We start from the raw sequence: 25,890 nt of genomic DNA on the forward strand, positions 1-25,890 counted from the left end.
TAGGAGCAAGAGAACCGGTGCGAAACCGGAGTGAGCGCGTGCAGGGCCGGTTTGTGCTGAGATAGAGACTGGTGCGCCGCAACGCGGGCGAAAGCCAGACGAAACCCCGCTGAAACCGGGCAGCGAAGCGGACTGTAAAGCGATCCGCAGATTGCACGCGCGGAACGCCTCGTTAACGCGCGAGGGTCGTATTCCGATGACGCGGCGAGGCGTTTTCCTACAGGGTTTTGTGTGCGCCCGATTGGCGCAGCGCGTTTAGACCCTCTCAATCCAGCCGCTTCATTTCGGCGAGGCGTTCATGCAACATCGCACCCGTCAGGACGACCCAGGCGACGACAGCCTGCATGACGTGCCCGACGGCCTGTCCGCCAGCACGGCGCGCAAGGTGCGCGAAGCGCTCGAAGGGCGCCGGCGTGGCGCAGCGCTGCTCCTGCCGCTCGCGGGGCCTGCCGTGATCGTCTCGGTCGCGTACATGGATCCCGGCAATTTCGCGACCAATATCCAGGCGGGCGCGCGCTACGGCTATGCGCTGCTGTGGGTCGTGGTGCTCGCCAATCTCGTCGCGATGCTGTTCCAGGCGCTTTCCGCGAAGCTCGGCATCGTCACCGGGCGCAATCTCGCCGAGCTTTGCCGCGAGCACCTGCCCGCCCCGCTCGTCTGGCTCATGTGGATCGTCAGCGAAATCGCGGCGATGGCCACCGATCTGGCCGAATTTCTCGGCGGCGCAATCGGGCTCGCGCTGTTGCTGCACGTGCCGCTGCTCGCGGGCATGGCGATGACCGCGCTCGTCACCTACGGTTTGCTGATGTTCGAACGCGCCGGTTTCCGGCCGCTGGAACTCGTGATTGGCGGGCTCGTCGGCGTGATCGGGTTGTGCTATCTGCTGGAGCTTTTCATCACGCCGGTTGCGTGGAGCGAAGTCGCACGCAGCCTGGCCGCGCCGCGCCTGCCCGATGCGCAGGCCGTGACGATTGCCGCGGGCATCGTCGGCGCGACCGTCATGCCGCATGCGCTCTTTCTGCATTCGGGCCTCACGCAGGCGCGCGTGCGACCGCGCGCCGACACCGAGCGCACGCGCCTGCTGCGCTTTTCCAACATCGAGGTGATCGTCGCCCTGTCGCTGGCCGGGCTCATCAACATGGCGATGGTGATGATGGCGTCGGCGTCCTTCCATCTGGGCCACGCCGATGTCGCCGAAATCGAGACCGCCTGGCACGCGCTCGCGCCGCTATTCGGCGTCGCCGCGGCGGCGATCTTCCTGGTGTCGCTGATTGCGTCGGGGATGTCGAGTTCGGTGGTCGGCACGCTCGCGGGCCAGATGATCATGCAGGGCTTCGTGGGCTTCCAGATTCCGCTGTGGCTGCGTCGCCTCGTGACGATGGCGCCGAGCTTCGCGGTAGTGGGCCTGGGCGTGAACGCCACGCAGGCGCTGGTTGCCAGCCAGGTCGTGTTGAGTCTTGCGCTGCCGTTCCCGATGGCTGCGCTCGTCTGGTTCACCTGCCGCCGCGACATCATGGGACGCTATCGCAATCGCGCGGCGCTGGCCGCGCTCGCGGTCGTGGGCGCCGTGGCTGTACTCGCGCTCAATGCGTTGCTGATTGCGCAAAGCTTAGGCGTAAGCGTCCCTGGTCTCCGTTAAAAAACGAGGCCAGCGCGAAGCGTGCAGCGCAACATGCGTTATTCGAGCGATTCGCGCAATTCACGCGCGCGGCCTGCTCGAACCGTTCAATAGCCCGCCGCGCAATGGTGACTTCGTCCGCCATGCGTGCAAACTTGCGCGAAACGATGCAACATTAGCCTCTTTCACCGCGCCCGCCCTTGCGGCGAGCGCAAACTTCGCAACTCTGCGCCACAAATCGCCACACCAGCGCCACAACCCGAGCGACCTGCCATGACGAATCAGCCTGCCCAAGCCGCGCCCGACCAGCCCGTCGACATGATCATCTTCGGCGGCGGCGGCGACCTGGCCGCGCGCAAACTGCTCCCCGCGCTCTACATGGCGCACCTGCACGGCAACCTGCCCGCCGAGACGCGCATCATCGCCGTCGGCCGCAAGAACTGGACGGTCGACGACTATCGCAAGTTCATGGAAGAGCAGTCGCGTCCCTTCATCGACGCCAAGGCCTTCGATGCGCAAGCGTGGGACCGCTATCTGAGCCTGTTCCAGTACGTCATCGTCGACGTCAATTCGACCGACGACTACCTGCGCCTGAAGGCCGCGTCGCGCGAGCACGCGATCCGCGCGTTCTATCTCTCGACCTCGCCGGAACTGTTCACGACGATCTGCGACAACCTCACGGCAGTCGGTCTCGTCGATGCGAATTCGCGCGTCGTGCTCGAAAAGCCGCTCGGCCACGACCTGGCTTCGGCTGTGGAGATCAACGAGTCGGTGGGCCGCCACTTCGCGGAATCGCAGATCTACCGCATCGACCATTACCTGGGCAAGGAAACGGTGCAGAACCTGATGGTGCTGCGCTTCGGCAACCCGATTTTCGGGCCGCTGTGGCAAGCGCCGTATATCCGCAGCGTGCAGATCACGGTCGCTGAAACGGTAGGCGTGGGCAGCCGCGCGGGCTTCTACGATCACACTGGCGCGCTGCGCGACATGGTGCAGAACCACCTGCTGCAACTGCTGTGCATCGTGGCGATGGAGCCGCCGGTGTCGCTCGACCCGGATGCGGTGCGCGACGAAAAGCTCAAGGTGCTGCGCTCGCTGCGTCCGATGTCGCTCGCCGATATCGCCCGCGACACGGTGCGCGGCCAGTACGCGGCGGGCGCCGTGGACGGCCAGCCGGTCAAGGGCTACCTGGAAGAAGACAACGTGCCGGCGGACAGCAAGGCCGAAACCTTCGTCGCCCTGCGCGCGCACATCAACAACTGGCGCTGGGCCAACGTGCCGTTCTTCCTGCGCACGGGCAAGCGCCTGCAAAAGCGCCAGTCGGAAATCGTCATCGAGTTCGCAGACCTGCCGTTCTCGATCTTCCCGAGCGGCCCGCGCAACTACGGCAACCGTCTTGTGATCCAGCTCCAGCCGGAAGAATCGATCCAGTTGCAGATGCTCGCGAAGGAACCGGGCAGCGGCATGAACATGTTGCCGGTGAGCCTGAACCTCGACCTGCAACAGGCGATTCCGGAGCGTCGCGCGGAAGCGTACGAACGTCTGCTGATCGACGTGATTCGCGGCCGCCTCACGCACTTCATGCGCCGCGACGAGCTCGAAGCCGCATGGACGTGGGTCGAGCCGATTCTCGACGGCTGGAAGGAACTGAACGACCGTCCGCGCACGTATACGGCGGGCACGTTCGGCCCGGCTGCATCGTCGGCGCTGCTCGCGCGCGAGGGCATGTCGTGGGCTGAAGAGGCCTGATTCAGAGGCGCAAACGGATGATCGAACGATCGTCCGTCCTGCTGAATATCGAAACGCCGCGTTTATCGCGGCGTTTTTTTATTCGCGCCCGGGCGTGCTCTCGCGATGATCGGGACGGAACAGATCGAGCCCCGCGAACACCACGACGCCGCTTAGCGCCATCATCGGCACCGAATGGCGACCCAGAAATAGAATGGCGGCTGCGAGCCACGTCGATACAAAAAAAGCAATCATGCGGCGCATGATGAAAAACTCCAGTACTGAAAATGCGCGCTCTCGACGCTGTTGTTGCTGTTTAAACGATTGAAACCTTCAGCCCAGCGTCGCACGCGCCGTGCGCAGACGGCTCACGGTATCCACGAAAGCCTCGCCGCCCAGCGTGCGCTTGATGCGGCCCGTGACCTGCGCGCTGGCGTGATTGAGCGCATCGCGAATCGCCACGGCTTGCGGCGTGGGCACGATCGCCACTTCACGCTGGTCGCCTTCGGTGCGCTGCCGTTCCAGGTAGCCGCGCGACTCCAGGCCATCTAGCACGCGCGTGGCCGTGGGCCGCGCGATGGACAGCAGATCGGCCAGCTCGCGTTGCAGCGAGCCCGGCCGCTCCAGCACCGCGCGCAGCATGAAGCCTTGCGGCGGCGTGAGATCGAAGGGTTCGAACGCTTCCGACCACTCGCGTTCCAGGCGACGCGCAAGCGCCGAGGTGTTGAAGTAGAGACACTGATCGAACATGGCGACAGGATAACCGGTTATCGTTAGCTATGCAACGAATTCGACACTATTGAGTCCTGATTACAGGCACTTTTCGAATTCATTCGATAGGACTTCAGAATACGAGTTCAATGATTGTGGGTTCGTTGCGCGTGCCCCCAATTCATGAGGATTGGGGGACATGTGAATGGCCATAGTACGCGACCCGCATTTTTCGTGAATGCTCGGTGACCATGCGGTGAACCTGAGGTGACCTCGCAGTGACCCCGCCATGACCTCGACATGACCTCGACATGACCTCGACATGACAGGACATGCGCTCCGGTTATGCCCCCATGAAAAACGAACGATCGGACGATTTTTTGGCGCAACCGCGTTATGATGCGAAGGAAACGACCTCGCCAGCCTGCTCGACACAACACTCACGGAGACAAAGATGCAGATGCGTTGCTATTGCGTGACCCATCACGGCCAGCCTCTCGAACTCGTCCAGCGCGACACGCCACAGCCGCAGGGCACCGAGGTGCTGGTGCGCGTGCAGGCCGCCGGACTGTGCCATTCCGACCTGCATATCTGGGAGGGCTACTACGATCTGGGCGGCGGCAAGAAGCTCTCGCTGGCCGATCGCGGCATCAAGCTGCCGCTCACGCTGAGCCATGAAATCTGCGGCGAAGTGGTCGCAGCGGGGCCGCAAGCCGGCGACGTGAAGACGGGCACGGTGGCCGTCGTGCATCCGTGGATTGGCTGCGGCCAGTGCGCGGCGTGCCAGCGCGGCGAAGAAAACATCTGCATGAAGCCGCAGTCGCTGGGCGTGATGCGCGACGGCGGCTTCGCCGATTACGTGATCGTGCCGCACCCGCGCTACCTGGTCGATCTTGGCGGCCTCGATCCCGTGAAGGCCGCGCCGCTTGCCTGCGCGGGCGTGACGACGTATTCGGCCGTGAAGAAGTTCGGCGAGCGCATCCATCAGGATCTGGTCGTCATCATCGGTGCGGGCGGCCTGGGGATGATGGCGATTGAAGTGCTCAAGGCGCTCGGCGCGAAAGGCGCGGTCGTGGTGGACGTCGATCCCGCCAAGCGCGAAGCGGCGCTCAAGGCCGGCGCGCTGGCCGCCATCGATGCACGCGCAACGGATGCGGCCAGACAGATCGCCGAGGCCACCGGCGGCGGCGCGCGCGCGGTGCTCGATCTCGTCGGCGCGACGCCTACTGTGAAGCTCGCACTCGATGCGTGCGCGCGCGGCGGCCATGTGGTGGTGGTCGGCCTGATGGGCGGCGACATCACGCTCTCGCTGCCGATCATCCCGATGCGCCCGCTCAAGATCGAAGGCAGCTATGTGGGCACCCTGCCCGAGCTGCGCGAACTCGTCGCGCTGATGCGTGCGGGCAAAATGCAGCCGTCGGCGGTCACGCAGCGCCCGCTGGGCGAAGTGAACGAAGCGCTCGAAGCGCTGGCGCAAGGCAAGGTGATGGGACGGCAGGTGCTGGTGCCGTAACGACAAAGGGCGTGCGCTCGCGGCGCCGCCCTTTTTTCTTTCACGCAATTACTTCGGATTGCTACTCAACTGGCGATCAACGCGCCGCATCGCCCATGCGATAGCCGAAGCTCGCTTCATCGAGTTTCGCCTTCAGCTCAGGATCGAGTTCGAGACCGGCGGCGGCAATCGACGCATCCAGCTGCTCGGGGCGGCTCGCGCCGATCAGCGCCGACGTCACCAGCGGATTCGCCAGCACCCACGCCACCGATGCCGTCGTGAGCGACTGCCCTGCCTGCTCCGCGATGCTGCGCAATTGCTCGACGCTCTCGAATTCGCGCTGGTGCCAGTAGCGATCCTGATACATCGACCCGGCCACGCCCACGCTCTGCGAGAAGCGGCCCTCGCCCGGCTTGCTGTCGTGGCGGTACTTGCCCGTGAGCAGGCCGCCCGCGAGCGGGTTATACGGGATCACGGCCAGCCCTTCCTCGCTTGCGAGCGGCAGCAACTCACGCTCGATCTGGCGAAACAGCAGGTTGTAGCGCGGCTGCACGCTGACAAAACGCGCCACGCGCAGCACATCGGCGCGGCCCAGGGCGCGTGCGAGCCGGTACGCCAGGAAATTTGACACGCCGATATAGCGCGCCTTGCCCGCACGCACGATCGTGTCGAGCGCCTCCAGCGTTTCGTCGAGCGGCGTGCTGGCGTCGTCCGAATGGAGCTGGTAGAGATCGACGTAATCGGTGCCCAGGCGCCGCAGCGAATTGTCGATGGCGTCGAGCAGATGCTTGCGCGACGCGCCCTGATCCCAGGGCGACGACCCGACCTTGCCCACGGCCTTGGTCGCCAGAATAAAGCGTTCGCGGCGGCCCTTGAGCCAGCGCCCGACGATTTCCTCGGTGCGGCCCGCATGGGTTTCGCCGCCGCCGAGCGGATAGACGTCGGCCGTATCGATGAAATTCACGCCAGCGTCGGCGGCCTTGTCGAGGATGAGGCGGGACACGTCTTCTTCGGTCTGCAGGCCGAAGGTCATGGTGCCAAGACACAGACGCGAAACACTGAGGCCGGTCTGGCCGAATCGACGGTATTGCATCCAATGCTCCTTTTTAACGGACGTTCATTGCGTCTGGCGCGCGCCGCGCAATGCTGCGAAGCATAACGCGACGCGCGCAAAGCAGCCGGACGCGGCCGCAACGCCTTACAGCGCCGAAAGGACATCCACCTCGTGCAAACCGTAACCGCACTGAAGGCTCCATTGCCGGAATAACCGCACACGGCCTGCTCTAATCGGCCCGTTGGCGTTGCCCGCCCTGCCTTAAGCTTCCTACCATCCCTTCTTTTATCCAGCCGCCCCGTGACTTCGACGACGACCGATACGCCTCTTCATCCCGAGCGCCAGCAGGAAGCCAGCGCGCTGTGCGCGCAAGGCCGCTTCGCCGATGCGTTCGAGATGCTCGCGCCCCTCGTCGGCACGCCTGCGGGCGAGGATGACGCCGCACGCGTCGATGCGCTCAATCTCGCCGCCCTGGCCGCGATGGGCTCGGGCAAGGCAGACGTCGCCCACGCGCTCTGGCAACGCTGCATCACCGCGCAGCCCGCGTTCGAGGAGGCCTATCACGGCCTGGCCGCGATGCTCACGGCGCTCGGCCAGTTGCCCGCCGCCGAAACGGTCTGGCGGCACCTGCTCGACGTCAACCCGAACCACGCCGACGCGCACGGCAATCTGGGCATCGTGCTGCACCGCCTCGGCCGCCAGCAGGAGGCGGAAAACGCCTATCGCCTCGCGCTCGCGCGCCAGCCGGGCCACCTCGACGCGCATTACAACCTCGGCATCCTGCTGCACGAGCTGAACCGCCACGACGAGGCCGAAGCGGCCTACCGCGCCGCGCTCGCGCTCAATCCGAAGTTCGCGCGCGCCCACAACAACCTCGCCAATGTCCTGCGCGAGCGGGGCCGCATCGAGGACGCCGAGGAAGCCTATCGCCAGGCGCTGCTCGCCGAGCCGCACTATCCGGAAGCGCTCAACAACTATGGCGCGCTGCTCAAGGCGCAGCGCCGTTACATCGAGGCGGAGCTGTCGTGCCGCCTCGCCATCCAGATCCGGCCCGATTATGTCGAAGCGCTCAACAACCTGGGCTGCGTGCTGACCGACCTGCAGCGCTATGCCGAAGCCGAGCAGTTCTACCGTCAGGCGATCATGCTGCGCCCCGATCACGCGGAGGCGCATTACAACCTCGGCGTCGCCTTGCAGCGGCTCGAACGCTATCCGGAAGCCGAAACCAGTTACCGCGTCGCGCTGCGCCTCGCGCCCGGCTGCGCCGAGATCTTCAACAACCTCGGTTCCGTGCTGTGCGCGCTCGACCGCATCGACGAGGCGCATGAGACGTTTGCGCAGGCGCTCGCCCAGAACGGCGACCTGGCGCTCGCGCACTTCAACATGGGCAGCGTGCTCAAGGAACAGGGCGCGCTCGACGAGTCCGTGGCGGCCTACCGCCGCGCGCTCGAACTCGAACCCGATTACGGCGACGCGCTGTTCCGTCTCGCCACCCTGCTCATCACGATGGGCCGCTACGAGGAAGGCTGGCAGCTCTACGAGCGCCGCTACGAAAACAACGGCTTCGTGCACTATGCGTCGCGCCGCATGCTGAGCTGCCCGCACTGGCAAGGCGAGCCGATTGCCGGCAAGTCGCTGCTGCTGTGGCAGGAAGACGGCCTGGGCGACATGATCCAGTTTTCGCGCTATGCCCGCCTGCTCAAGGCGCAGGGCGCGGCGCACGTGGCGTTCGGCGGCGTCGAGGCGCTGCATTGCATCCTCGCGGACGTCGAAGGCATCGACTCGCTGCTCACGCACGCCGAAGCCACCGAGCGCGCCCAGCAATTCGATTACTGGGCCAGCCCGCTGAGCCTGCCGCTGCGCCTGGGCACGACGCTCGATACGACGCCCGGGCCGACCCGCTTTACCGTCGATCCCACGCGCGTCGAGCACTGGGCCGAGCGGCTTGCCGTGCTGGGCGAAGGCCCGCGCATCGGCCTGGTGTGGCGCGGCAACCCCAAGCACCACAACGACTTCAACCGCTCGATTCCCTCGCTCGCGGCGCTCGCGCCGCTCTGGCGCGTGCCGGGCCTGAAGTTCGTGAGCCTGCAAAAAGGCGCGGGGGAAAACGATGCGCGCGCCGCCGAACAAGCGGGATCGAGTCAGCCGCTGCTGCACCTGGGCAGCGACGTCGCCGATTTCGTCGATACGGCCGCGATCATTTCGCAGCTCGACCTGCTGATCTGCGTCGACACATCGACCGCGCATCTGGCCGCGTCGCTCGGCAAGCCCTGCTGGGTGATGCTGCCGCGCCGCGACGTCGACTGGCGCTGGCTCGACACGCGCGAAGATTCCCCCTGGTATCCGGGCAATGTGCGGATTTTCCGGCAGAGCGGCAAGGACACCTGGAGCACGGCGATCGAGCGCGTGCGCCAGGCGTGCGAGGAAAAGTTTGGCGCGGCCACCTGAACGGCGGCCGGCGAATGTGGATTGACGGCGGGACTGGCGGCGCGCGTCAGTCCTTGAGGATCAGTCCCAGAAGTTGCGGAACGCCACGGCGACGATCACTGGCACGCACATGACGAGCGGGATCGCAAAGTACGGAATCTCCATGTCGACGATCCAGCTGCGGATCAGCCAGCCCACGCCCAGCGCGAGCGTGAGAATGCCCACGAGCGCGGTCAGCGTGTTCAACAGCCAGGGCGGCGGCGGCTTGCGCCGGTTGTCCTTGCCTGCCGTCGGACTGGATTCCTGCCCGGGTTCCTGCGCGGAAGACGGTTTCATCGGAGCGTTGAAGAAGAGTTGAGCGTTCGGTGTACCGGTCTGGCGCACCCATCCCTTCATTTTACTCTCGATGCCGGGCGCCACACGGATCAGGCAAGGCCCCCTGCGGGCCGATGCGCCGACGAGATTTCCGGCGCTGAAAAAGAAAAAGCCCGCCTGAATTGGGCGGGCTGAATCCATATCTGGAGGAGACATGGAGGAGACGAGTTAATTCTAGGGTTTTCCCCTAGCCTTGGCAAGTCTTTTTTGCGTGGCGCTGAAAAATGTTTGTATTGAGCGTCGGCTGAGTGCCGTCTGGGTGTCGTCTGGGTGCCGGTTAAGCGCGTCTTGACCTCCGGGGTAATCGATCTGGCCCGCTTGGCGCCCTATTCTCGTAACCGGTTCATCACCCAAGCGAGGACAACCATGACGACCTATGCCATCGGCCACCTGCATGAAGTCGAACTGTGCGCCGACATCATCGAATATCTGGAGAAAATCGATGCCACGCTCGCGCCGTACGGCGGGCGCTTTATCCTCCACGGCGGCCCGGTGGACAGCCTCGAAGGCCGCTTTCGCGGCGATCTCATCGTGATCGAATTCGACAGTCGGGAGAAGGCTTTTGCGTGGTACCGCTCGCCGGCCTACCAGGCGATCCTGCCGCTGCGAACGCGGCATGCGCGCGGTGACGTCTTTATCGTCGATCAGGTGGCGCAGCCGCATCGCGCGGCCGAGGTACTGGAGCGCGCGGCCTGACGTCAGCTGCGCGGCTGATCCGCCGCCAGCAGCACGCCCTTCTTGAGCACGAAGCAGCCATACCCGCGCGCCTCGCCCGTCGCGATCACGCAATAGGCGCGGCGCGCGCGCTCGTAAAAAGCGAAACGTTCGAGCGAAGCGAATGGCACCGCGCGCCCTTCGGCGTCGTCGACTTCGCGTTGCGCCTCGCGCTGCACGGCAGGCAGCGTCTGTGCATCGCCGACGATCTCCATGCGCAGCGCCGGATGCTCGACGAAGCCATCGAGCGGCAGCACCGAAAGCACGGCCCGCACCGCACGCGGCGAATCCACGCCGTCAATGCGCAACAGGCGGCCCAGCACCGAATCGCGCGCCACGGCATCGGCGGGAAAATTCGCGTCGCAGATCACCACTTCGTCGCCATGCCCCATCGAGGCGAGCGCGTGGAGCACATCGGGATTGAGCAGCGGATCGAGGTTCTTCAGCACCACGTCTTCTCCTTGTCACAGACGCATGGGGACGCCGGGGGATGCCTGGGTATGCCTGGTCAATCGCGGGAATTCGTTCGGAATACTGTCTTTTCTACGCGCACCCTAGGCCGCCGAGAAAACAATCGCGCCGTGCTGGGCGACCTGCGTAAACGTGCGCACGAAGCGGTAGGTCTGACCGTCGATTGACAGGGAATTGAGGCCCGCCTGGGTTGCGCCGAGAATTTTGGCCACCAGCGCGTTGCGGATAAAACCGCAGCGCGTCCACTCCTCCTGCGCCTCGCCCGCGTCGCCCAGAAAGATATCGCTGCGGTCGGGCTGGGTGCGCACCAGGATCAGGCTGGCGCCCTTATCCAGCGAGCGTTCGAGATACTCCGATAGCGTCGAAAGGGCTTCGACGGCAACAGCGTGCGGCTCGCGAGAGGACGTGTCCATGAGAGGCCTCTGGTTCGTGTGCATCAAATTCCCATCGTACCTGAATGCCGCGCCGGGATAGCGCTAGCGGCCAGCACGCCGCCGATTTATTTGCCCTTTTTCTTCGACTGCAACGCCTTCCAGCTCTCCTCATTCTGCAAACGGTCGAACAGGCGGTTGCGCGTCGCTTCGTCGAGTTCGTTCAGGCCGATCAGCAAATTGAACGCCAGGCCGCTGGCCGCGAAATAGCGCAGCAGCGACAGGTCATGATCCGTGGCTTCCTTTTCGATCGACTTCGCGATCTCGCCGTCGCGGTCGCGGCTCGCTTCGAGCATATTCGGCGATTCGACCATGACGGCGAGCATCGCGCGCGCGACCGAATGCGGCTGGTTCAGGGCCTGGCGGAAGATGGCGATTTGCGCGGCCAGCGTCGGCTCGGCCTTGTCGCGACCCTCGCCGTTCATATACTCCGCGCCGATCTCCTGAAATTCGCCGCGCTGGTGCTCAAGTAGCGCTTCCAGCACGCCCTGCTTCGTCTTGAACTGGTGCAGCAGCCCGCCCTTGCTAATGCCGCTCTCGCGCGACAGCGAATCGAAGGTCAGCGCGCCCACGCCCTCCCTGGTCAGGATCGCCAACGCAGCGGCGATGGCTTTTTTGCGCGAAAGCTCTGAGCGAGTCGGGTTATCCATGTCGAAATGATTGTTTCACTGCTGTGCAAAGACCTGCGGTCGCTGCGTCTGTAATGGAAAGGGCGAAATGCCGCGCGCGGCCTGCGCGCAGCGTTGCAGGCGCTATCTTAGCCGACCGCCCCCTCAAAAACAAACCGGGTAGACGGTTTACATTTTTTGACTTTGGCGTTACGCTGCGTCCGCTGGGAAAACCCTGCTTTCTCGCGACGCCTCGTTTCGCTCGTTTTATTCACGCAAACTCCATAAGGAAATCCCATGTTCGGCCAACGATTTGCCACCTGCCTGAGCGCCGGCGCCCTGTCCCTCGTGCTCGCCGCGTGTGCCGGCGTGCAGCCGGTCGCCTATTCCGGCATCGACGCTGCCCATAAACTCCAGCCGAATCTGGGCGACGACCGCGCCAAGGTTCCGTTCGCCTACGCCGCGCCGGTCGTGTGGTCGCGCTATACGCAGGTCGTGCTCGACCCCGTCAGCGTCTATCAAGGCGCCGATGCGCAATTCGGCGACATGAAAGACGAAGACAAGTCCGTGCTGGCCAGTTATGCGCAGAAGACCTTCGCCGAGAACCTCGCGAAGCACTTTCAACTGAACGGCCAACCGGGGCCCGGGGTGCTGCGCATCAAGATCACGCTCACGGGTGCGCAGCGCACCACGCCGCTGGTCGGCCAGGCGATGCATTTCGATATCGCCGGCAATCTCTACAACGGCGTCCAGGCCGTGCGCGGCGGGCAAGGCGCGTTCAGCGGATCCGTGTCGTATGCCGTGGAGGTCTATGACAGCAGCGATAACCGCCTGCTGAAGGCCTATATCGCGAAGCAATACCCCAATGCGATGAACCTGCCGGCGGCCTTTGGCTCGCTCAGCGCGGCGAAAACCGGCCTGGACAAGGGTGCTGAGGCACTCGTCGCGCAACTGCACTAAGCGGTCTTATCGTCAACGGGCGGCGGAGTCCCATTTAATTAATCAGGATGACTGATCATGAATCAGCTTGCAAAAGCCGCTATTTCATTGGGGCATCCGTCGCTAACGATCAGCGTGCTGTTTGTCGCCGCGTATCTGGTCGTGGGCATTCCGGCGCACGTTCTTTCCGGAGCGCTCGCGCGCGACTACTTCGGCACGATTGCCGGGGTGGCCGTCAGTCTTGCGTACCTGACGCTGATTCTGGGCTACGGGTCATGAATGCCGCTGCGGCGAAGTGGATCGCCAGCACGGCGGCGATGCTTCGCCGCCTGTTCGGCGCCCTGCGCGATATCGTGACCGGAAGCCTGTAGATGCGATTCATGCTGTTCTGGCGCCACTGGCGCGTCTGGCTACTCCCAACGATTGCGGCGCTCGCAGGCATTACCCTGCTCCTTTATTTCGAGCTGATGCGTGGCCCGGAGCTGTGCATCACTTTCACGACCGGCGAAGGATTGCACGTCGGCAAGACGCTCGTGCGCTACCGCAGCGTCGAGATTGGCCGGCTGGAGGCCGTGCATGTCGCCAGCGACCGCTCGCATGTGACGGCGGTCGTCAGACTGGAGCGCAGCGCCGCGCGCCTTCGCGCGTGCGGCACGCGCTTCTGGGTGGTGCGCCCGCACATCGATGGGGCACGCATTGCCGAAGTCGGCACGCTGATAAACGGTTCGTACATCGCTGCGGAAATGAGCCGCTCAACCGCTCCATGCCAAAACTTCGTCGGCCTGGAAACGCCGCCCGTCGTTGCATCCTCGCTCGCCGGTTCGCGCTTCGCGTTGCTCGCAGCGTCGCGCGGATCGCTCGAAGCGGGCTCTCCGGTCTTGTTCCGCCGCGTTCAGGTGGGCAGCGTACTGGGCTATACGCTGCATAAAGACGGCGAGCAAGTCGACGTCGACGTCTTCGTCAAGGCGCCCTATGACCGTTATGTCACCGCGTCGTCACACTGGTGGCGCGCGAGCGCCATCGAGATTCGGCCGGATGCGACGGGCTTGCGGCTCGATACCCAGTCGCTCGCTGCGATCCTCGATGGCGGCGTGCAGTTCGACTCGCCTGACGATTTTGCCGGCGACGCAGCCAGCCATGCCGACGTTCGCACCTTCACGCTCAGCGACGATCGCCCCGACCCGGCAGTGAATACGACCGGCCCCGCCGCGCCCGTCAGCCTGCGCTTTCGCGAGTCGTTGCGCGGTCTCGTGGCAGGCGCGCCCGTCGATTTTCAGGGCGTGCAGATCGGCGAAGTCGTGCGCGTCGATGCCGACCGCGATGTGTCGCGCGGCGTCTTCGACATGGTCGCCACGGTCAATCTTTACCCGTACCGGCTGGGACGGCACTATCGGGAATCGCTCGGGCATGGCGACAGCGCGGGTGGGCGCGCCTTGCTGCGCCGGATGATCGAACAAGGCCTGCGCGGCCAGCTCCGCATGGGCAACGCGCTAACCGGCCAGCGCTACATCGCGCTCGACTTTTTCCCGCACGCGCCCGCCGTCCATGCCGATGTCGCGCGCGGGCCGGTGGAATTGCCGACCGTACCCAATGCAATTGAGGAGCTTCAGGATCAGTTGAGCAACATCGTCGCGAGACTCGACCGCGTGCCATTCGATCGGATCGGCCATAACCTGGACGCGTCGCTGACAAGCACCGGCACGCTGCTTAAAACCGTCAACGACGACATCGCACCGCAAGCGCAGTCCACGCTGCTCGCCGCGCAACAATCGTTCGCCGCCGCACGCGCGGCGCTGCAAGAAGACGCGCCTCTGCAGTCGGATGTTCGCGAGGCGCTGGCGCAGCTCAAACGCACGCTCGCCAGTGTCCATGCGCTAGCCGAGTATCTCGAACGCCATCCGGAATCAATCGTATGGGGAAAGGCCTCGCAACCTTGATCCGAAGGCGACTCGATCGCGCTGGAAACACATGGAAAGGCAATGAGTCATCCGAAAAAAATCGGGGCACATTAATTGCTCTCAATTTTTCCAGGCGGCGCTCGTTAACCTGAACATAACGCTGAACATAGCGCTGAACATGACGCGCTCGATATAACGCGCCTGGGGGTCAATGTCGCCGCTGATTCCGGGAAAGGTTAGTCATACGCAGGCAGACATTCGTTGTACGGAGAACAAACAGGCATGGAACGCAATTACGACTACATGGGATATGCCATTCGAGTCAGCACCGACTCCATCTCGGAGCCGGTGCTGCGCAAAGTACGGATGGCCGACTCCGGCTACGTGGCCATGGTGTCGATCTACAAATCCGACCGCCAGGAACCGTGCTTTCCGGAAATGCGCTTGACCGACATCGGCGATCGCTGGTTCGTGACCGAGGTCGACGCGCTCATGCGCGGCTATAGCGTGGGACGACGCATCGTCGAAGAAGCGCTCGGCCAGCGAGCGGCCTGAGGCTTCAATCCTCGCGAGGCTGCCGGGGCTTCCGGGCCTTGCGCTTCGCCGGTGAAGGCGCGCGGAAACCGGACGACAGCATCGCCAGCGTGACACGCCCGAATCGCGCAAGCAGTGCGTCTTCCGCCTCCTTCAGCGCGCCCGATAGATGCGCGTTCACCGCGCGCTCGACCTGGCATTCAGGATGGTCTTCCGATACCAGGTCGGAGAACAGCGGCGGCTCGCCCACCGCGCGATAAACGTCCAGCAGCGTAATCTCCTCCAGCGGCGCGCTCAGCACCCAGCCGCCGCCATGCCCTTTCTCCGATTGCACGTAGCCGCAATCGCGCAGGCCGCCAAACAGGCGGCGCACCACCACCGGATTCGTACCTAGCATCTCCGCCAGCGTCTCTGAAGTGAGCGGCCCGTCGGCATGATCCATGTGTATCAGCGCGTGCAACGTACGCGACATGCGGCTATCGACTCTCATCCGGTTCGACCCATCTCATGAAACTCTTGAAGTTGCGTAAGAGGATATCATACGGCTATCATGCAACTTCTGATGTTACGTAAAAGAGCATGCTCATGCACACGCAATTCGATGTCATCATCGTCGGCGGCAGTTTCGCCGGCCTGTCAGCCGCCATGCAACTGGCACGCGCGCGGCGTCGCGTGCTCGTGATCGACGCGAAGAAACCGCGCAACCGGTTCGCGGCCCACTCGCATGGTTTTTTCTGCCAGGACGGCAAAAGTCCTGCGGAGATCGTCAAAGAAGCAACCGCTCAGCTAGCGAAATATCCAACCGCCGAAATCGTGACGGCCGAGGCGGAAACCGCACGGTGTATCGATGATCGGTTCGACGTGACGTTGCAAGACGGTCGTACGTTCACGGCAGCCAGAATCGTGCTCGCAACCGGCGTTCGCGACGAACTGCCCGCATTGCCGGGTCTCGCGCAGCGCTGGGGCACCAGCGTGCTCCACTGCCCCTACTGCCACGGCTACGAAGTCGCCGATCGTCGACTCGGTGTGCTGGCAACGAATTCGATGTCATTGCATCAAGCGTTGCTGCTGCCGGACTGGGGGCCGACCACGCTATTCACTCAAGGCGCGTTTGAGCCGGATGCGCAAGAGCAGGCACAACTCGACGCGCGCGGCGTCGTGGTTGAACGCTGCAGCGTAGTGGAAGTGCTGGGCGACGCCCCGCATATCGCGGGATTGCGCCTTGCCGATGGCCGCGTTGCCAATATCGATGCGCTGTTCGTCGGCCAAACCACGCATATGGCCAGCAGCCTGGCCACGCAATTGGGCTGCGAATTCGACGATGGCCCGATGGGCAAGGTAATTCGCGTCGATGAACTGAAGCAGACCAGCGTAGCGGGCGTGTTTGCCGCGGGCGATGCCGCTACCGCCTGGGCAAATGCGTCGTTCGCAGCCGCAGCAGGTGTCACTGCGGGTATCGCTGTTCACCGCTCTCTTATTTTCACCAGCTAATTCGAAAGCGCCCATGAAAAGCCGACGTCATCGTCGGCTTTCGTTATTTTTTCAATTCACTTTCAATCAAACGATATTGCGCGTTTGCGTGTGGGAATTCGAAACAGTTTGTAATTGACACCGTTTCGACACCAACTATTCCATTCATTTTCTTCGCTTTAAAAACGTTTGCAAAAGAAAAATCATCGTCCGCAAACGTTTTCACTCGTTTCACAATTCTTTCTTCGAGACCGTAGAAACTGTGCGCCGACCCGATCATCGGAATGAAAGCGCACATGCAAAAACGTCTGTTCGAGCCGTCGCTGGCAACCGTGGTTTTAGTTGTGACAGCAACTATCTCGCTTGCCGCGTGCGGCCCCGGAGCGGGGTCGGCGGCTGCACCGGACACGACCCGCACGCCGGACTCGCAGCCCGGCATCACGGCGCTTCAACCCGCTCCGTCAGCCGCCGGTTCAAACGCGCCTGACACCGCGAACACGGCGAACCACGCACTAGCCAGCGCCATCGGCACCGCCGCGCCAGCCGATCCCGCGAACCCCGCCAGCTACGCCTATGCGAGCGATCCCGTGCAGAGCGTACAGGCCAGCCTTGCCGCCGACAGCCAGCAGGTCGCGCCCGTCATGAGCTACGCGCCCGGCGACGAGCCGCCGCAATCCAGCACCAGCAACGATTCCAGCAGCACAGCAACAACGCGTCAGTAATACACCGTTCGTGTGCTTATGCACATCCCACCCAGAACAAGCAGAAAGGTGAACCAGAATGACGTTAAACAGCCGTCGCCGTTTCCTCCAGACCGTCGCGTCCTCCGGCGCTGCCGCAGCCGCGATGACCGTCCTGCCCGAATCGATCCGCAACGCGCTCGCGATCCCGGCGTTCTCGCGCACGGGTTCGATCCGCGACGTGGAGCACATCGTCGTGTTCATGCAGGAGAACCGCTCCTTCGACCATTACTTCGGCCACCTGCGCGGCGTGCGCGGCTATAACGACCGCCTGCCGATTCCGCTGCCCGGCGGCCAGCCGGTCTGGTACCAGCCGTCGAAGGAAGACGCGACGAAGCCCGTGCTGCCGTTCCATCTGGACACGCAAACGACGAGCGCGCAATGCGTGGGCGACCTCGACCACTCGTGGTATCCGACGCAATACGCCATCAATAACGGTCTGTACAACCAGTGGCCGCAGTACAAGACCGACATGACGATGGGCTACTACATGCGCGCGGACATTCCGTTCCACTACGCGCTGGCCGACGCCTTCACCGTCTGCGACAACTACTTCTGCTCGCTGCCGGGGCCGACGCACCCGAACCGCTCGTACCTGATGACCGGCATGGTCGATCCGACCGGCACGATGGGCGGCCCGCTGCTCGACAACAACGATTACGTCGATGGCGACGTGCCGCCCGCGTATCAACTGCTGTCGTGGACGACCTATCCCGAGCGCCTGCAGGCCGCCGGCATCACGTGGCAGATCTATCAGCAAGGCACCAACGGCAGCGATCCGATGAACGGCAACTACGGGACGAACATCCTGCAGAACTTCGCCAACTTCATCAACGCACAGCCGGGCTCGGAGCTGTATCAGCGCGCGCAGACCGCGCGTACGATCGCCGACCTCAAGGCCGACGTGCTCGCGAACAAGCTGCCGCAAGTCTCCTGGCTGCTGCCACCTGCTGCGTTCTCCGAGCATCCGAAATACACGCCGGCCTACGGCGCGGAATACACCTCGCAGATCCTCGACGCCCTGACTTCGAACCCCGAAGTCTGGAGCAAGACCGTCCTCTTCATCATGTATGACGAGAACGACGGCTTCTTCGACCATATCGTGCCGCCGCAACCGCCCACGACGTCGACGCAGGGCAAGTCGACGGTCAGCGTGGAAGGCGAGATTCACAACGTCGTCAATCCGGGACGCGGCGGCAAGTACACCGCCGACGGCCTGCCCTACGGCCTCGGCCCGCGCGTGCCGATGACGATTGTCTCGCCGTGGAGCAAGGGCGGCTTCGTGTGCTCGCAGGTGTTCGATCACACGTCGGTGATCCGCTTCATCGAAGAGCGCTTCGGCGTGCATGAGCCGAACATCACGGCATGGCGTCGCGCCGTCTGCGGCGACCTCACCACGGCGTTCGATTTCCGCACGCCCGATTCGTCGATGCCGTCGCTGCCGGACACGAGCAACTATATGTCGCAGGCCGACAACCAGTGCTCCGCAAACAAGGCGCCGACCGTACCGGCCACGCCGGGCCCGATCGACGCGCAGGAGCCGGGCGTGCGCTACGCGCGTGCACTGCCTTACGAGCTGCACGTGAACGCACACGTCGATCCGTCGAAGAAGACGCTGTCGATCACCTTCGCGAACAAGGGCCGCCAGGGCGCGCACTTCTACGTGTACGGCACGAACCGCACCGACGGCCCGTGGCGCTACACGGTCGAAGCGGGCAAGTCGCTCGACGACACGTGGGACCTGAGCGTGACCAACGGCGCCTACGCGTTCGAGGTGCATGGCCCGAATGGCTTCGTGCGCCGCTTCTCGGGCACGGCGGCAAGCTCGTCGTCGGCGTCGGCTGCTTCAGCTGCGTCGACGCAAGGCTTCTTCGGCAAGCACAACGGCACGCCGCAGCCGGAAGTCTCGGCGCAATACGACGTGGCGAACGGCAACCTGTTCCTGAAATTCACCAACCACGGCGGCAGCATCGCGCGCCTCACGGTGACGGACAACGCCTACGGCGCGCGCGAGCGCCTCGTGGTGGTGCCCGCCAATGCGCGCGTCGAGGAACCGTGGGTGCTCGCGTCGAGCCACCACTGGTACGACCTCACGGTCACGAGCCCCGACGATTCGACCTTCGCGCGCCGCTACGCCGGTCACGTCGAAACGGGCCGCCCGAGCATCAGCGACCCGGCTGCGGTCGCCCCCATCACGCAACTGAGCTGAAACCGGGCTGACGAAGCGGGTGCGCCCGCTTCCCCACCCGTTCTTCCCACGGCGCCTTCGGGCGCCGTTTTCATTGGTGCGCGAAGCCAGGCCTTCAGGCACAAATTCCCGGCCGCTTCAAGCTGACTGTCGCCTATTTCCGACCTTTCAGTATGCTTGTTGATTTTCATTGTGTATGCGAATCATTTGCATTAGCATTTGCGGCGCATATCAGGAGTCTCCCAGCCGGTCACGGCACCCATAACAAAATCAGCTAGAGCCGGGCAACCGGCCGATCGAACACCATGAAGAACACTGCCGCCGTCCATCGTTCCGGCCCCGGCTTCGTCGCGGCGCATCGCGCCGCCCGCACGCGGATTCCGCTGAGCGCCGCATTGCTCGTGAGCGCGGGCATGACGCTCGCCACGCTTTCGAGCACAGGCTGGGCGCAGGAGAACGCGCCCGCCAGCGCACAGGCCACCGAAACCGACAGCGCCAAGGCGCTGCCCACCGTCAAGGTCAGTGCGGCGCGCGACAGCGAAGCCGCGTCGCCGGAACGCGTCACGGCGGGCGCGCTCGGCAACCGGCGCCAGGTGGACACGCCGTTTTCCACCGACGTCGTCACGACCGAGGAAGGCAAGGATCGCCTCGCCAATACCGCCAACGATCTGTTCAAGTACGACCCGGCGGTCAACATCGTCGGCGACAATGCGACCGGCGAAAACTCGGCGTTCAGCATTCGCGGGCTCGCGATCGACATGCTCAACGGCGTCAAGGTCGACGGCCAGAACTTCCCTTCCTGGGACACCGAACTATCGCTTGAACCGTTCGAACAGGTCGAGCTGCTCAAAGGTCTTTCGGGCTTCATGTACGGGTTCAGCAATCCGGGCGGCATCGTCAATTACGTGCTCAAGCGCCCGACCGACGACCCGTACCGCAGCTTCTCGATTGGCTATCAATCGGCGGGCGTGTTCAGCGAGAAGATCGACCTGGGCGGGCGCTTCGGCAACGACAAGCGCTTTGGCTATCGCCTCAACCTCGTGAACGAAGACGGCAACACGGCAGAAGCCAACGGTCATATCCGCCGCCAGGTGGCGTCGCTCGCGCTCGACTTCCGCATCACGCCAGACCTGACCTGGACGGTCGACGCGTTCTATCAGAAGCGCAAGACCAACGGCACGCTGTTCGGCATGTTCTTCTACGACACGCCGATCCCCGACGCGAGCAAGGTCACGCACCAGCTCACGCAGCCGCAAAACTACTACCAGACCGAAATTGCTTCCTTCGGCACGGGACTGGAATACCGTCTGTCCGAGAACTGGCATGCGAACCTCAAGTACCGTTTTGCCAAGGAAAACCGCACGAACTCGGACAGCCTGCTGACCGTCACCGATGCCGCGGGCAATTACAGCAACACCCTTTATGCGGCCTTGACGCGTTACTTCTATCAGAACGTCGACGCCATGGTGCAGGGCAAATTCGATACCGGCCCGTTCAGGCACGACGTGGTACTCGGTGCGAGCTACCAGACGCAGCAAAGCGAATACGACAACAGCGAAGGCTGGAACGACGGCTTCAATCTCGGCAACGGCAATCTCTATCAAAGCACGCTGCTGACGAACGACGCCGTCAATATCGGCGAAAACCTGTATCGCCACGAGCGCACCACGCAAACGGCGCTTTACGCCAGCGACACCGTGCAGCTCACCTCGCGCCTTTCGGCGTTGCTCGGCGTGCGCTACACGCAGTTCCGCGACCGCGTCTATCAACCCGACCAGTCGATCCAGGCCGATTACAGCGCGAATCCGGTGACGCCGACCGTCGCGCTGATGTACAAGCTCGATCGCGATTCGACGCTCTACGCGAGCTATGTCGAGGCGTTGCAGCAAGGCGGCGCGGCGAGCAACACCAACGTCAATTATCCGCAGACGTTCGGGCCGCTCAAGAGCAAGCAATACGAAGTGGGCTTCAAGGCCGATCACCGCAACTGGGGCGCCAACCTCGCGCTGTTCCGCATCGATCAGGGCTACGAGTACACCAATAGCACCGACGTGTTCGTGCAAAGCGGCACCAAACGCTATCAGGGCGTGGACGCCAGCGGCTGGCTGCAACTGGCGCACGACTGGCGCCTGATGGGCGGCGTGATGTGGCTCGACGCCAAGGCCGTCGACGTGGACGATCCGAGCGTCGAAGGCAAGCGCGTCTACGGCGCGCCGCGCTTCACCGTAACGGGCCGCGTGGAATACAACCCGTCGTATCTGCGTGCGCTGACCGTGGCGTTTGGCGGCAAATATGTCGGCAATATGGCCGTCGATGCCGCCAACACGCAGTTCGTGCCGGCGTACACGACGTGGGATCTGAGTACGAAGTATGAAACCCAGGTGGGCGGCAAGGACGTCACGTTGCGCGCCGGCGTGAACAATCTCTTCAATCGCCGCTACTGGACTGCTGCCTGGGGCTATTACGTGATGCCCTCGGCCACGCGCACGTTCGTTGCGAATGCCACGATCGAGTTCTGACGCGCCGATGCAGGGTGAATGAGGCCTGCTGTCAGGCCACATAAAACAAGGGGTTTGGCGCAAGGGCCTTCGAAATTCTCGAAGGCCCTTGGCATTTGCGTCGCCAGCAAAGCGGGCGCAGCGGTGGCAGAATAGGCGCCTTGCAAAGCGCTTTGCAAAATTTTCCCGGCCTCGGCGCCATACATTACCGCGTTGCCGCGCGCGGCGCCCGCTTCCCCCACCGTTGCACAGTTGAAGAGGATCGTCCCATCATGACTTCAAGCGTGAAGCCCTATCCGGATACCCAGATTTACGTCGATGGCGCATGGCGCGCCGGCGCGAAGACCATTGCCGTGATCGACCCCGCCACCGAGGCGGAGATCGGACGCCTGAGCCTCGCAAGCGAACAGGATCTCTCGGACGCGGCCGATGCCGCCGCGCGCGCCTTCAGCGCATGGCGCAAGGTCTCGCCGCTTGAGCGCAGCAAGACGATGCGCCGCGCCGCCGACCTGCTGCGCGAACGCGCAGGCGAGATCGCCGCCATCATGACGCGCGAGCAGGGCAAGCCGGTTGGCGAGGCCAAGGGTGAAGTGCTCGCAGGCGCCGACGTCATCGACTGGTTCGCCGAAGAAGGCCGCCGCACCTATGGCCGCGTCGTGCCCTCGCGCACCGATGCCGTGCGCCAGATCGTGACGCGTGAGCCGGTGGGCCCGGTCGCCTGCTTCACGCCGTGGAACTTCCCGCTGAACCAGGCCGTGCGCAAGGTCTCGGCGGCGCTCGCCTCGGGCTGTACCGTCGTGCTCAAGGGCCCGGAAGAAACGCCCGCGAGCTGCGCGGCGCTCGTGCAGGTCTTCACCGACGCAGGCGTGCCGCAAGGCGCGCTCAACCTCGTGTTCGGCGTGCCCGCCGAAGTCTCGTCGTACCTGATCGCGCACCCGGCTATCCGCAAGATTTCGTTCACCGGCTCGACGCCGGTGGGCAAGCTGCTCGCGGCAAAGGCCGGCGAGCACATGAAGCGCGCCACCATGGAACTGGGCGGCCACGCACCGGCCATCGTCTTCGCCGATGCGGACATTCCGCGCGCCGCCAAACTGCTCGCGGGCGCGAAATTCCGCAACGCGGGTCAGGTCTGCATTTCGCCGACGCGCTTCATGGTTCAGGACGCCGCTTACGACGAGTTCCTCGAACACTTCGTCGCGGCCACGAAAACCATCAAGGTCGGCAACGGCCTGGCCGATGGCGTGCAGATGGGCCCGCTTGCGAACGACCGCCGCCTGGCTGCCATGGAGCGTCTCGTCGCCGACGCGCGCGAACAGGGCGCGAAGGTACTGACGGGTGGCGAGCGCATCGGCCGTGAAGGTTATTTCTTCGCGCCGACCGTGCTGACCGACGTGCCGCTGTCCGCGCGCATCATGAACGAAGAGCCGTTCGGCCCCCTCGCGCTGGTCTCGCGCTTCTCGACCTACGAGGAAGCGGTCGCCGAAGCAAACCGCCTGCCCTATGGCCTCGCCGCGTATGCCTACACGCGTTCGAGCGCGACTTCGGCGGCGCTCTCGGAAGACGTCGAGACCGGCATGCTGTCGATCAACCACCACGGCCTCGCACTGCCCGAAGTGCCGTTTGGCGGCGTGAAGGACTCGGGCTACGGCTCGGAAGGCGGCACCGAAGCGATGGAGCCGTACCTCGTGACCAAGTTCGTCACCGAACATCGTTGATCGGCCGATGCGGCGCATGCCGCATTGACGTTGCACCAGCGCTTTAGCTTCATGTGCGGCTGCGCGGATACCTCGGCAATCCGTCCGCCAGCCGCACCCAGTCGAGCTGTTGCGATGTCCACGTGTGTTCCTGCGGCGGTGCATCGCCGGGCGCGTCCAGCGTGCCCGTGGCAATATCGATCTCGTCGGAGAATGCCGCGCTGCGGTAGGTCAGCGGCGTGCCACACTCGGGGCAAAAGCCCCGCTCCACGCCTGCGCTCGACGCATAAATTCTAGTTGCGCCCGCAACGAATTTCAGCGCGTCACGCGCTACGCTCATCCAGCCGACAAACGGCGCACCCGACGCGCGGCGGCAGTCCACGCAATGACAGGCGGTCGTGCCAATCGGCGCACCCGTGATTTCGTAGCGGATTTTTCCGCACAAGCAGCCCCCCTTCAGCATCGACGCCTCCTTTGCGCGCGCTTTTCCGCACCATTGCTTGCGCGTGCCTTACAGCGAAAAATTATTCGCTCGCGCCTGGAATAGAACGCGTTATCGCCCTGTTGACGCTCATAACGGCCACCATGAGCCTCGACAGGATCGATCATGCCCCATCGCGTTCCACCCCGCTCGCCGCGTTCGCTGCCCGCGCACACGCCTTCGTTCTCCGCGCATCCCACGCCCCAGTGTGGAGGCGCATCATGAGCCGCACCAGCATCTGCGTGCCCTGCCGGCTGGCCGCCATCGCCGCCGTGGTCGGCTGCACCGCCGCGGCTTTCGCGTGGACGGCCGGATGGCTCACGCCCAGACGCGTGGACGCGCCGCACATCGTCAACACCTTCGAATCGAACTTTGGCATTCACGCAGGCTACCGGCGCAATCACGCGAAGGGCCTGTGCGTGGAAGGCGAATTCGAGAGCAACGGCAATGGCGCGCGCGTCTCGCGCGCCGCCGTATTCGCGCCGGGCGACACGCCCGTGATCGGACGCTTTGCGATCCCCGGCAGCAACCCGTCCGCGCCCGATGCCAGCATACCTGTGCGCAGCCTGGCGTTGACGTATCAGTTGAAGGACGGCGAACAGTGGCGCAGCGGCATGAATTCCACACCGGTCTTTGTTGTTCGCACCCCGAATCAGTTCTATCAGCAACTGGTCGCATCGAAACCCGATCCGAAAACCGGCAAGCCCGATCCCGCAAAACTCAACGCGTTTTTCAATGCCAATCCGGAAACGCTGCCGTTTCGCCAGTGGATCAAGGCACATCCTGCGTCGTCGAGCTTTGCGAACACGCCGTTCTGGGGCATTAACGCGTTCATTGCCACGGACGCCGACGGCAACACGCGCGCGGTGCGTTGGGCGATGGTGCCGGAAACGCCGTTTGAAGCCGAATCGGCAGACCAGAAGCGCAACCCGGACTTCCTCGCCGACGATCTGGAAACGCGTCTTGCACAAGGGCCGCTGCGCTGGCATCTCGTGCTGACGGTGGCTGCACTGGGCGACCCTACCAGCGACGCCACGCAGCAATGGCCCGCCTCGCGCGAGCAGATCGACGCAGGCACGCTCGTCCTGCGCCAGGCCACGCCGCAACGCGAGGGCGCGTGCCGCGACGTCAATTACGATCCGACCATCCTGCCCGATGGCCTGAAGCCTTCGGACGATCCGCTGCTCGCCGCGCGCTCCGCCGCCTATGCAGTTTCGTTCAATCGCCGCACGCATGAAGAAGCGGCCCTTGCCCACGAGCATGGAGAAGCCCAGCAATGAAACCCGCTCAAGCGCATTTCAGCGGCCTCGCCCGCTTGCTGCACTGGTCGATGGCAGTCCTGATCGTCGCGATGCTGTTCGTGGGCGTGGGCATGGTCGCCACGGTCTCGCGGCTTCACAACAGCTTGATTGCGTTGCATCGCCCGCTGGGGATCGCGTTGCTCGTGCTCGTGATCGTGCGCCTGGTCGTGCGGCTCACGCGCGGCGCGCCCGCCATGCCCGCCGACCTGCCCGGCTGGCAACGCGTGGCCGCGCACGCTTCGCATCTCGTGCTCTACGTGCTCATGATCGCCATGCCGTTGATCGGTTGGGCGATGCTGTCCGCCGCCGGTTATCCCGTTGTGCTTGCGGGCGCGATGCACTTGCCGGCTATCGCGCCGCATAGCGTTGCGCTCTATGCACTGCTGCGCTCGGCGCATACCTGGTTCGCGATGCTGCTGTTCGCGACCGTGCTGCTCCACCTGGGCGCAGCGCTATTTCATGGGCTGATCCGCCGCGATGGCGTGCTTGAAAGCATGGCGCGCGGATAAGCCAGGCGT

At 64.1% G+C, this 25,890-nt stretch carries 25 protein-coding genes; 16 read left to right on the forward strand and 9 right to left on the reverse strand.

Annotated elements, in window-relative coordinates; all coding sequences use genetic code 11:
* Positions 1–298 precede the first annotated feature (298 nt).
* A complete protein-coding gene (locus BBA01S_RS22950) occupies positions 299–1,639 on the forward strand; it encodes an Nramp family divalent metal transporter (protein WP_042297723.1) in 1,341 nt (446 codons plus the stop codon).
* A gap of 252 nt (positions 1,640–1,891) precedes the next feature.
* On the forward strand, positions 1,892–3,367 hold the full coding sequence (gene zwf, locus BBA01S_RS22955; protein ID WP_027818507.1) for a glucose-6-phosphate dehydrogenase: 1,476 nt from the start codon (positions 1,892–1,894) through the stop codon (positions 3,365–3,367).
* A gap of 78 nt (positions 3,368–3,445) precedes the next feature.
* On the opposite strand, the gene BBA01S_RS47625 is transcribed toward zwf, so the two are convergent.
* Positions 3,446–3,610 carry a hypothetical protein gene (locus tag BBA01S_RS47625; RefSeq protein ID WP_027818508.1) on the reverse strand — a complete coding sequence of 55 codons (165 nt, stop codon included), beginning with the start codon at positions 3,608–3,610 and terminating at the stop codon, positions 3,446–3,448.
* A 69-nt stretch (positions 3,611–3,679) separates the two neighbouring features.
* Positions 3,680–4,096, reverse strand: coding sequence for a MarR family winged helix-turn-helix transcriptional regulator (locus BBA01S_RS22965; protein ID WP_027818509.1), 417 nt, complete (start codon positions 4,094–4,096; stop codon positions 3,680–3,682).
* Between the two features lie 421 nt (positions 4,097–4,517).
* On the opposite strand from BBA01S_RS22965, the gene BBA01S_RS22970 reads away from it, so the two are divergent.
* Positions 4,518–5,570: an alcohol dehydrogenase gene (locus tag BBA01S_RS22970; protein WP_027818510.1), complete on the forward strand. Its 1,053-nt coding sequence runs from the start codon at positions 4,518–4,520 to the stop codon at positions 5,568–5,570.
* A 76-nt stretch (positions 5,571–5,646) separates the two neighbouring features.
* Here BBA01S_RS22970 and BBA01S_RS22975 read toward each other — a convergent pair whose 3' ends face one another.
* A complete protein-coding gene (locus tag BBA01S_RS22975; RefSeq protein WP_027818511.1) occupies positions 5,647–6,642 on the reverse strand; it encodes an aldo/keto reductase in 996 nt (331 codons plus the stop codon).
* Positions 6,643–6,903: 261 nt separating this feature from the next.
* Between BBA01S_RS22975 and BBA01S_RS42270 the strand changes: the two genes are divergently transcribed.
* A complete protein-coding gene (locus BBA01S_RS42270) occupies positions 6,904–9,051 on the forward strand; it encodes a tetratricopeptide repeat protein (protein ID WP_042297724.1) in 2,148 nt (715 codons plus the stop codon).
* Positions 9,052–9,111: 60 nt separating this feature from the next.
* Here BBA01S_RS42270 and BBA01S_RS42275 read toward each other — a convergent pair whose 3' ends face one another.
* Positions 9,112–9,426 (reverse strand): hypothetical protein, encoded by a 315-nt coding sequence (locus tag BBA01S_RS42275; protein WP_156966046.1) that lies wholly within the window; start codon positions 9,424–9,426, stop codon positions 9,112–9,114.
* Positions 9,427–9,771: 345 nt separating this feature from the next.
* Here BBA01S_RS42275 and BBA01S_RS22990 point away from each other — a divergent pair, with 345 nt between their 5' ends.
* A complete protein-coding gene (locus BBA01S_RS22990) occupies positions 9,772–10,101 on the forward strand; it encodes a DUF1330 domain-containing protein (protein WP_027818513.1) in 330 nt (109 codons plus the stop codon).
* A 2-nt stretch (positions 10,102–10,103) separates the two neighbouring features.
* Here BBA01S_RS22990 and BBA01S_RS22995 read toward each other — a convergent pair whose 3' ends face one another.
* From BBA01S_RS22995 to BBA01S_RS23005, 3 genes are all read right to left on the reverse strand, one after another.
* Positions 10,104–10,568 carry an RbsD/FucU family protein gene (locus BBA01S_RS22995; protein ID WP_027818514.1) on the reverse strand — a complete coding sequence of 155 codons (465 nt, stop codon included), beginning with the start codon at positions 10,566–10,568 and terminating at the stop codon, positions 10,104–10,106.
* Between the two features lie 105 nt (positions 10,569–10,673).
* Positions 10,674–11,003 (reverse strand): hypothetical protein, encoded by a 330-nt coding sequence (locus tag BBA01S_RS23000; RefSeq protein ID WP_027818515.1) that lies wholly within the window; start codon positions 11,001–11,003, stop codon positions 10,674–10,676.
* Between the two features lie 86 nt (positions 11,004–11,089).
* Positions 11,090–11,671 carry a TetR/AcrR family transcriptional regulator gene (locus tag BBA01S_RS23005; protein ID WP_027818516.1) on the reverse strand — a complete coding sequence of 194 codons (582 nt, stop codon included), beginning with the start codon at positions 11,669–11,671 and terminating at the stop codon, positions 11,090–11,092.
* Between the two features lie 255 nt (positions 11,672–11,926).
* Here BBA01S_RS23005 and BBA01S_RS23010 point away from each other — a divergent pair, with 255 nt between their 5' ends.
* The 4 genes from BBA01S_RS23010 (at position 11,927) to BBA01S_RS23030 (ending at position 15,021) form a co-directional block, all read left to right on the forward strand.
* On the forward strand, positions 11,927–12,589 hold the full coding sequence (locus BBA01S_RS23010; protein WP_042297725.1) for a DUF3313 domain-containing protein: 663 nt from the start codon (positions 11,927–11,929) through the stop codon (positions 12,587–12,589).
* A 57-nt stretch (positions 12,590–12,646) separates the two neighbouring features.
* Positions 12,647–12,847 carry a hypothetical protein gene (locus BBA01S_RS23015; RefSeq protein WP_027818518.1) on the forward strand — a complete coding sequence of 67 codons (201 nt, stop codon included), beginning with the start codon at positions 12,647–12,649 and terminating at the stop codon, positions 12,845–12,847.
* Positions 12,848–12,939: 92 nt separating this feature from the next.
* Positions 12,940–14,505, forward strand: a complete 1,566-nt coding sequence (locus BBA01S_RS23025; RefSeq protein WP_027818519.1) for a PqiB family protein — start codon at positions 12,940–12,942, stop codon at positions 14,503–14,505.
* A 243-nt stretch (positions 14,506–14,748) separates the two neighbouring features.
* Entirely contained in the window at positions 14,749–15,021 is a 273-nt protein-coding gene (locus BBA01S_RS23030) for a hypothetical protein (RefSeq protein ID WP_027818520.1), read from the forward strand.
* A 4-nt stretch (positions 15,022–15,025) separates the two neighbouring features.
* Here BBA01S_RS23030 and BBA01S_RS23035 read toward each other — a convergent pair whose 3' ends face one another.
* Positions 15,026–15,490: an RrF2 family transcriptional regulator gene (locus BBA01S_RS23035; RefSeq protein WP_027818521.1), complete on the reverse strand. Its 465-nt coding sequence runs from the start codon at positions 15,488–15,490 to the stop codon at positions 15,026–15,028.
* 95 nt (positions 15,491–15,585) lie between these two features.
* Between BBA01S_RS23035 and BBA01S_RS23040 the strand changes: the two genes are divergently transcribed.
* The 5 genes from BBA01S_RS23040 (at position 15,586) to BBA01S_RS23060 (ending at position 23,611) form a co-directional block, all read left to right on the forward strand.
* Positions 15,586–16,491: an NAD(P)/FAD-dependent oxidoreductase gene (locus tag BBA01S_RS23040; RefSeq protein WP_027818522.1), complete on the forward strand. Its 906-nt coding sequence runs from the start codon at positions 15,586–15,588 to the stop codon at positions 16,489–16,491.
* A 275-nt stretch (positions 16,492–16,766) separates the two neighbouring features.
* Complete coding sequence (locus BBA01S_RS42280; RefSeq protein WP_042297726.1) at positions 16,767–17,192, forward strand: hypothetical protein; 426 nt, start codon at positions 16,767–16,769, stop codon at positions 17,190–17,192.
* 58 nt (positions 17,193–17,250) lie between these two features.
* Positions 17,251–19,419 carry a phosphocholine-specific phospholipase C gene (locus BBA01S_RS23050; RefSeq protein WP_027818523.1) on the forward strand — a complete coding sequence of 723 codons (2,169 nt, stop codon included), beginning with the start codon at positions 17,251–17,253 and terminating at the stop codon, positions 19,417–19,419.
* A 284-nt stretch (positions 19,420–19,703) separates the two neighbouring features.
* Complete coding sequence (locus BBA01S_RS23055; protein ID WP_027818524.1) at positions 19,704–21,917, forward strand: TonB-dependent siderophore receptor; 2,214 nt, start codon at positions 19,704–19,706, stop codon at positions 21,915–21,917.
* 251 nt (positions 21,918–22,168) lie between these two features.
* Positions 22,169–23,611: an NAD-dependent succinate-semialdehyde dehydrogenase gene (locus tag BBA01S_RS23060; protein WP_027818525.1), complete on the forward strand. Its 1,443-nt coding sequence runs from the start codon at positions 22,169–22,171 to the stop codon at positions 23,609–23,611.
* A 49-nt stretch (positions 23,612–23,660) separates the two neighbouring features.
* On the opposite strand, the gene BBA01S_RS23065 is transcribed toward BBA01S_RS23060, so the two are convergent.
* On the reverse strand, positions 23,661–24,053 hold the full coding sequence (locus BBA01S_RS23065) for a GFA family protein (RefSeq protein ID WP_027818526.1): 393 nt from the start codon (positions 24,051–24,053) through the stop codon (positions 23,661–23,663).
* 239 nt (positions 24,054–24,292) lie between these two features.
* Here BBA01S_RS23065 and BBA01S_RS23070 point away from each other — a divergent pair, with 239 nt between their 5' ends.
* Positions 24,293–25,351, forward strand: a complete 1,059-nt coding sequence (locus BBA01S_RS23070) for a catalase family peroxidase (protein ID WP_027818527.1) — start codon at positions 24,293–24,295, stop codon at positions 25,349–25,351.
* Positions 25,348–25,881, forward strand: coding sequence for a cytochrome b (locus BBA01S_RS23075; RefSeq protein ID WP_027818528.1), 534 nt, complete (start codon positions 25,348–25,350; stop codon positions 25,879–25,881). Before BBA01S_RS23070 ends, BBA01S_RS23075 begins: the two co-directional genes overlap by 4 nt.
* Positions 25,882–25,890: the final 9 nt, after the last annotated feature.

The sequence above is a fragment of the Paraburkholderia bannensis NBRC 103871 genome (genome assembly GCF_000685015.1).
Lineage (GTDB): Bacteria > Pseudomonadota > Gammaproteobacteria > Burkholderiales > Burkholderiaceae > Paraburkholderia > Paraburkholderia bannensis.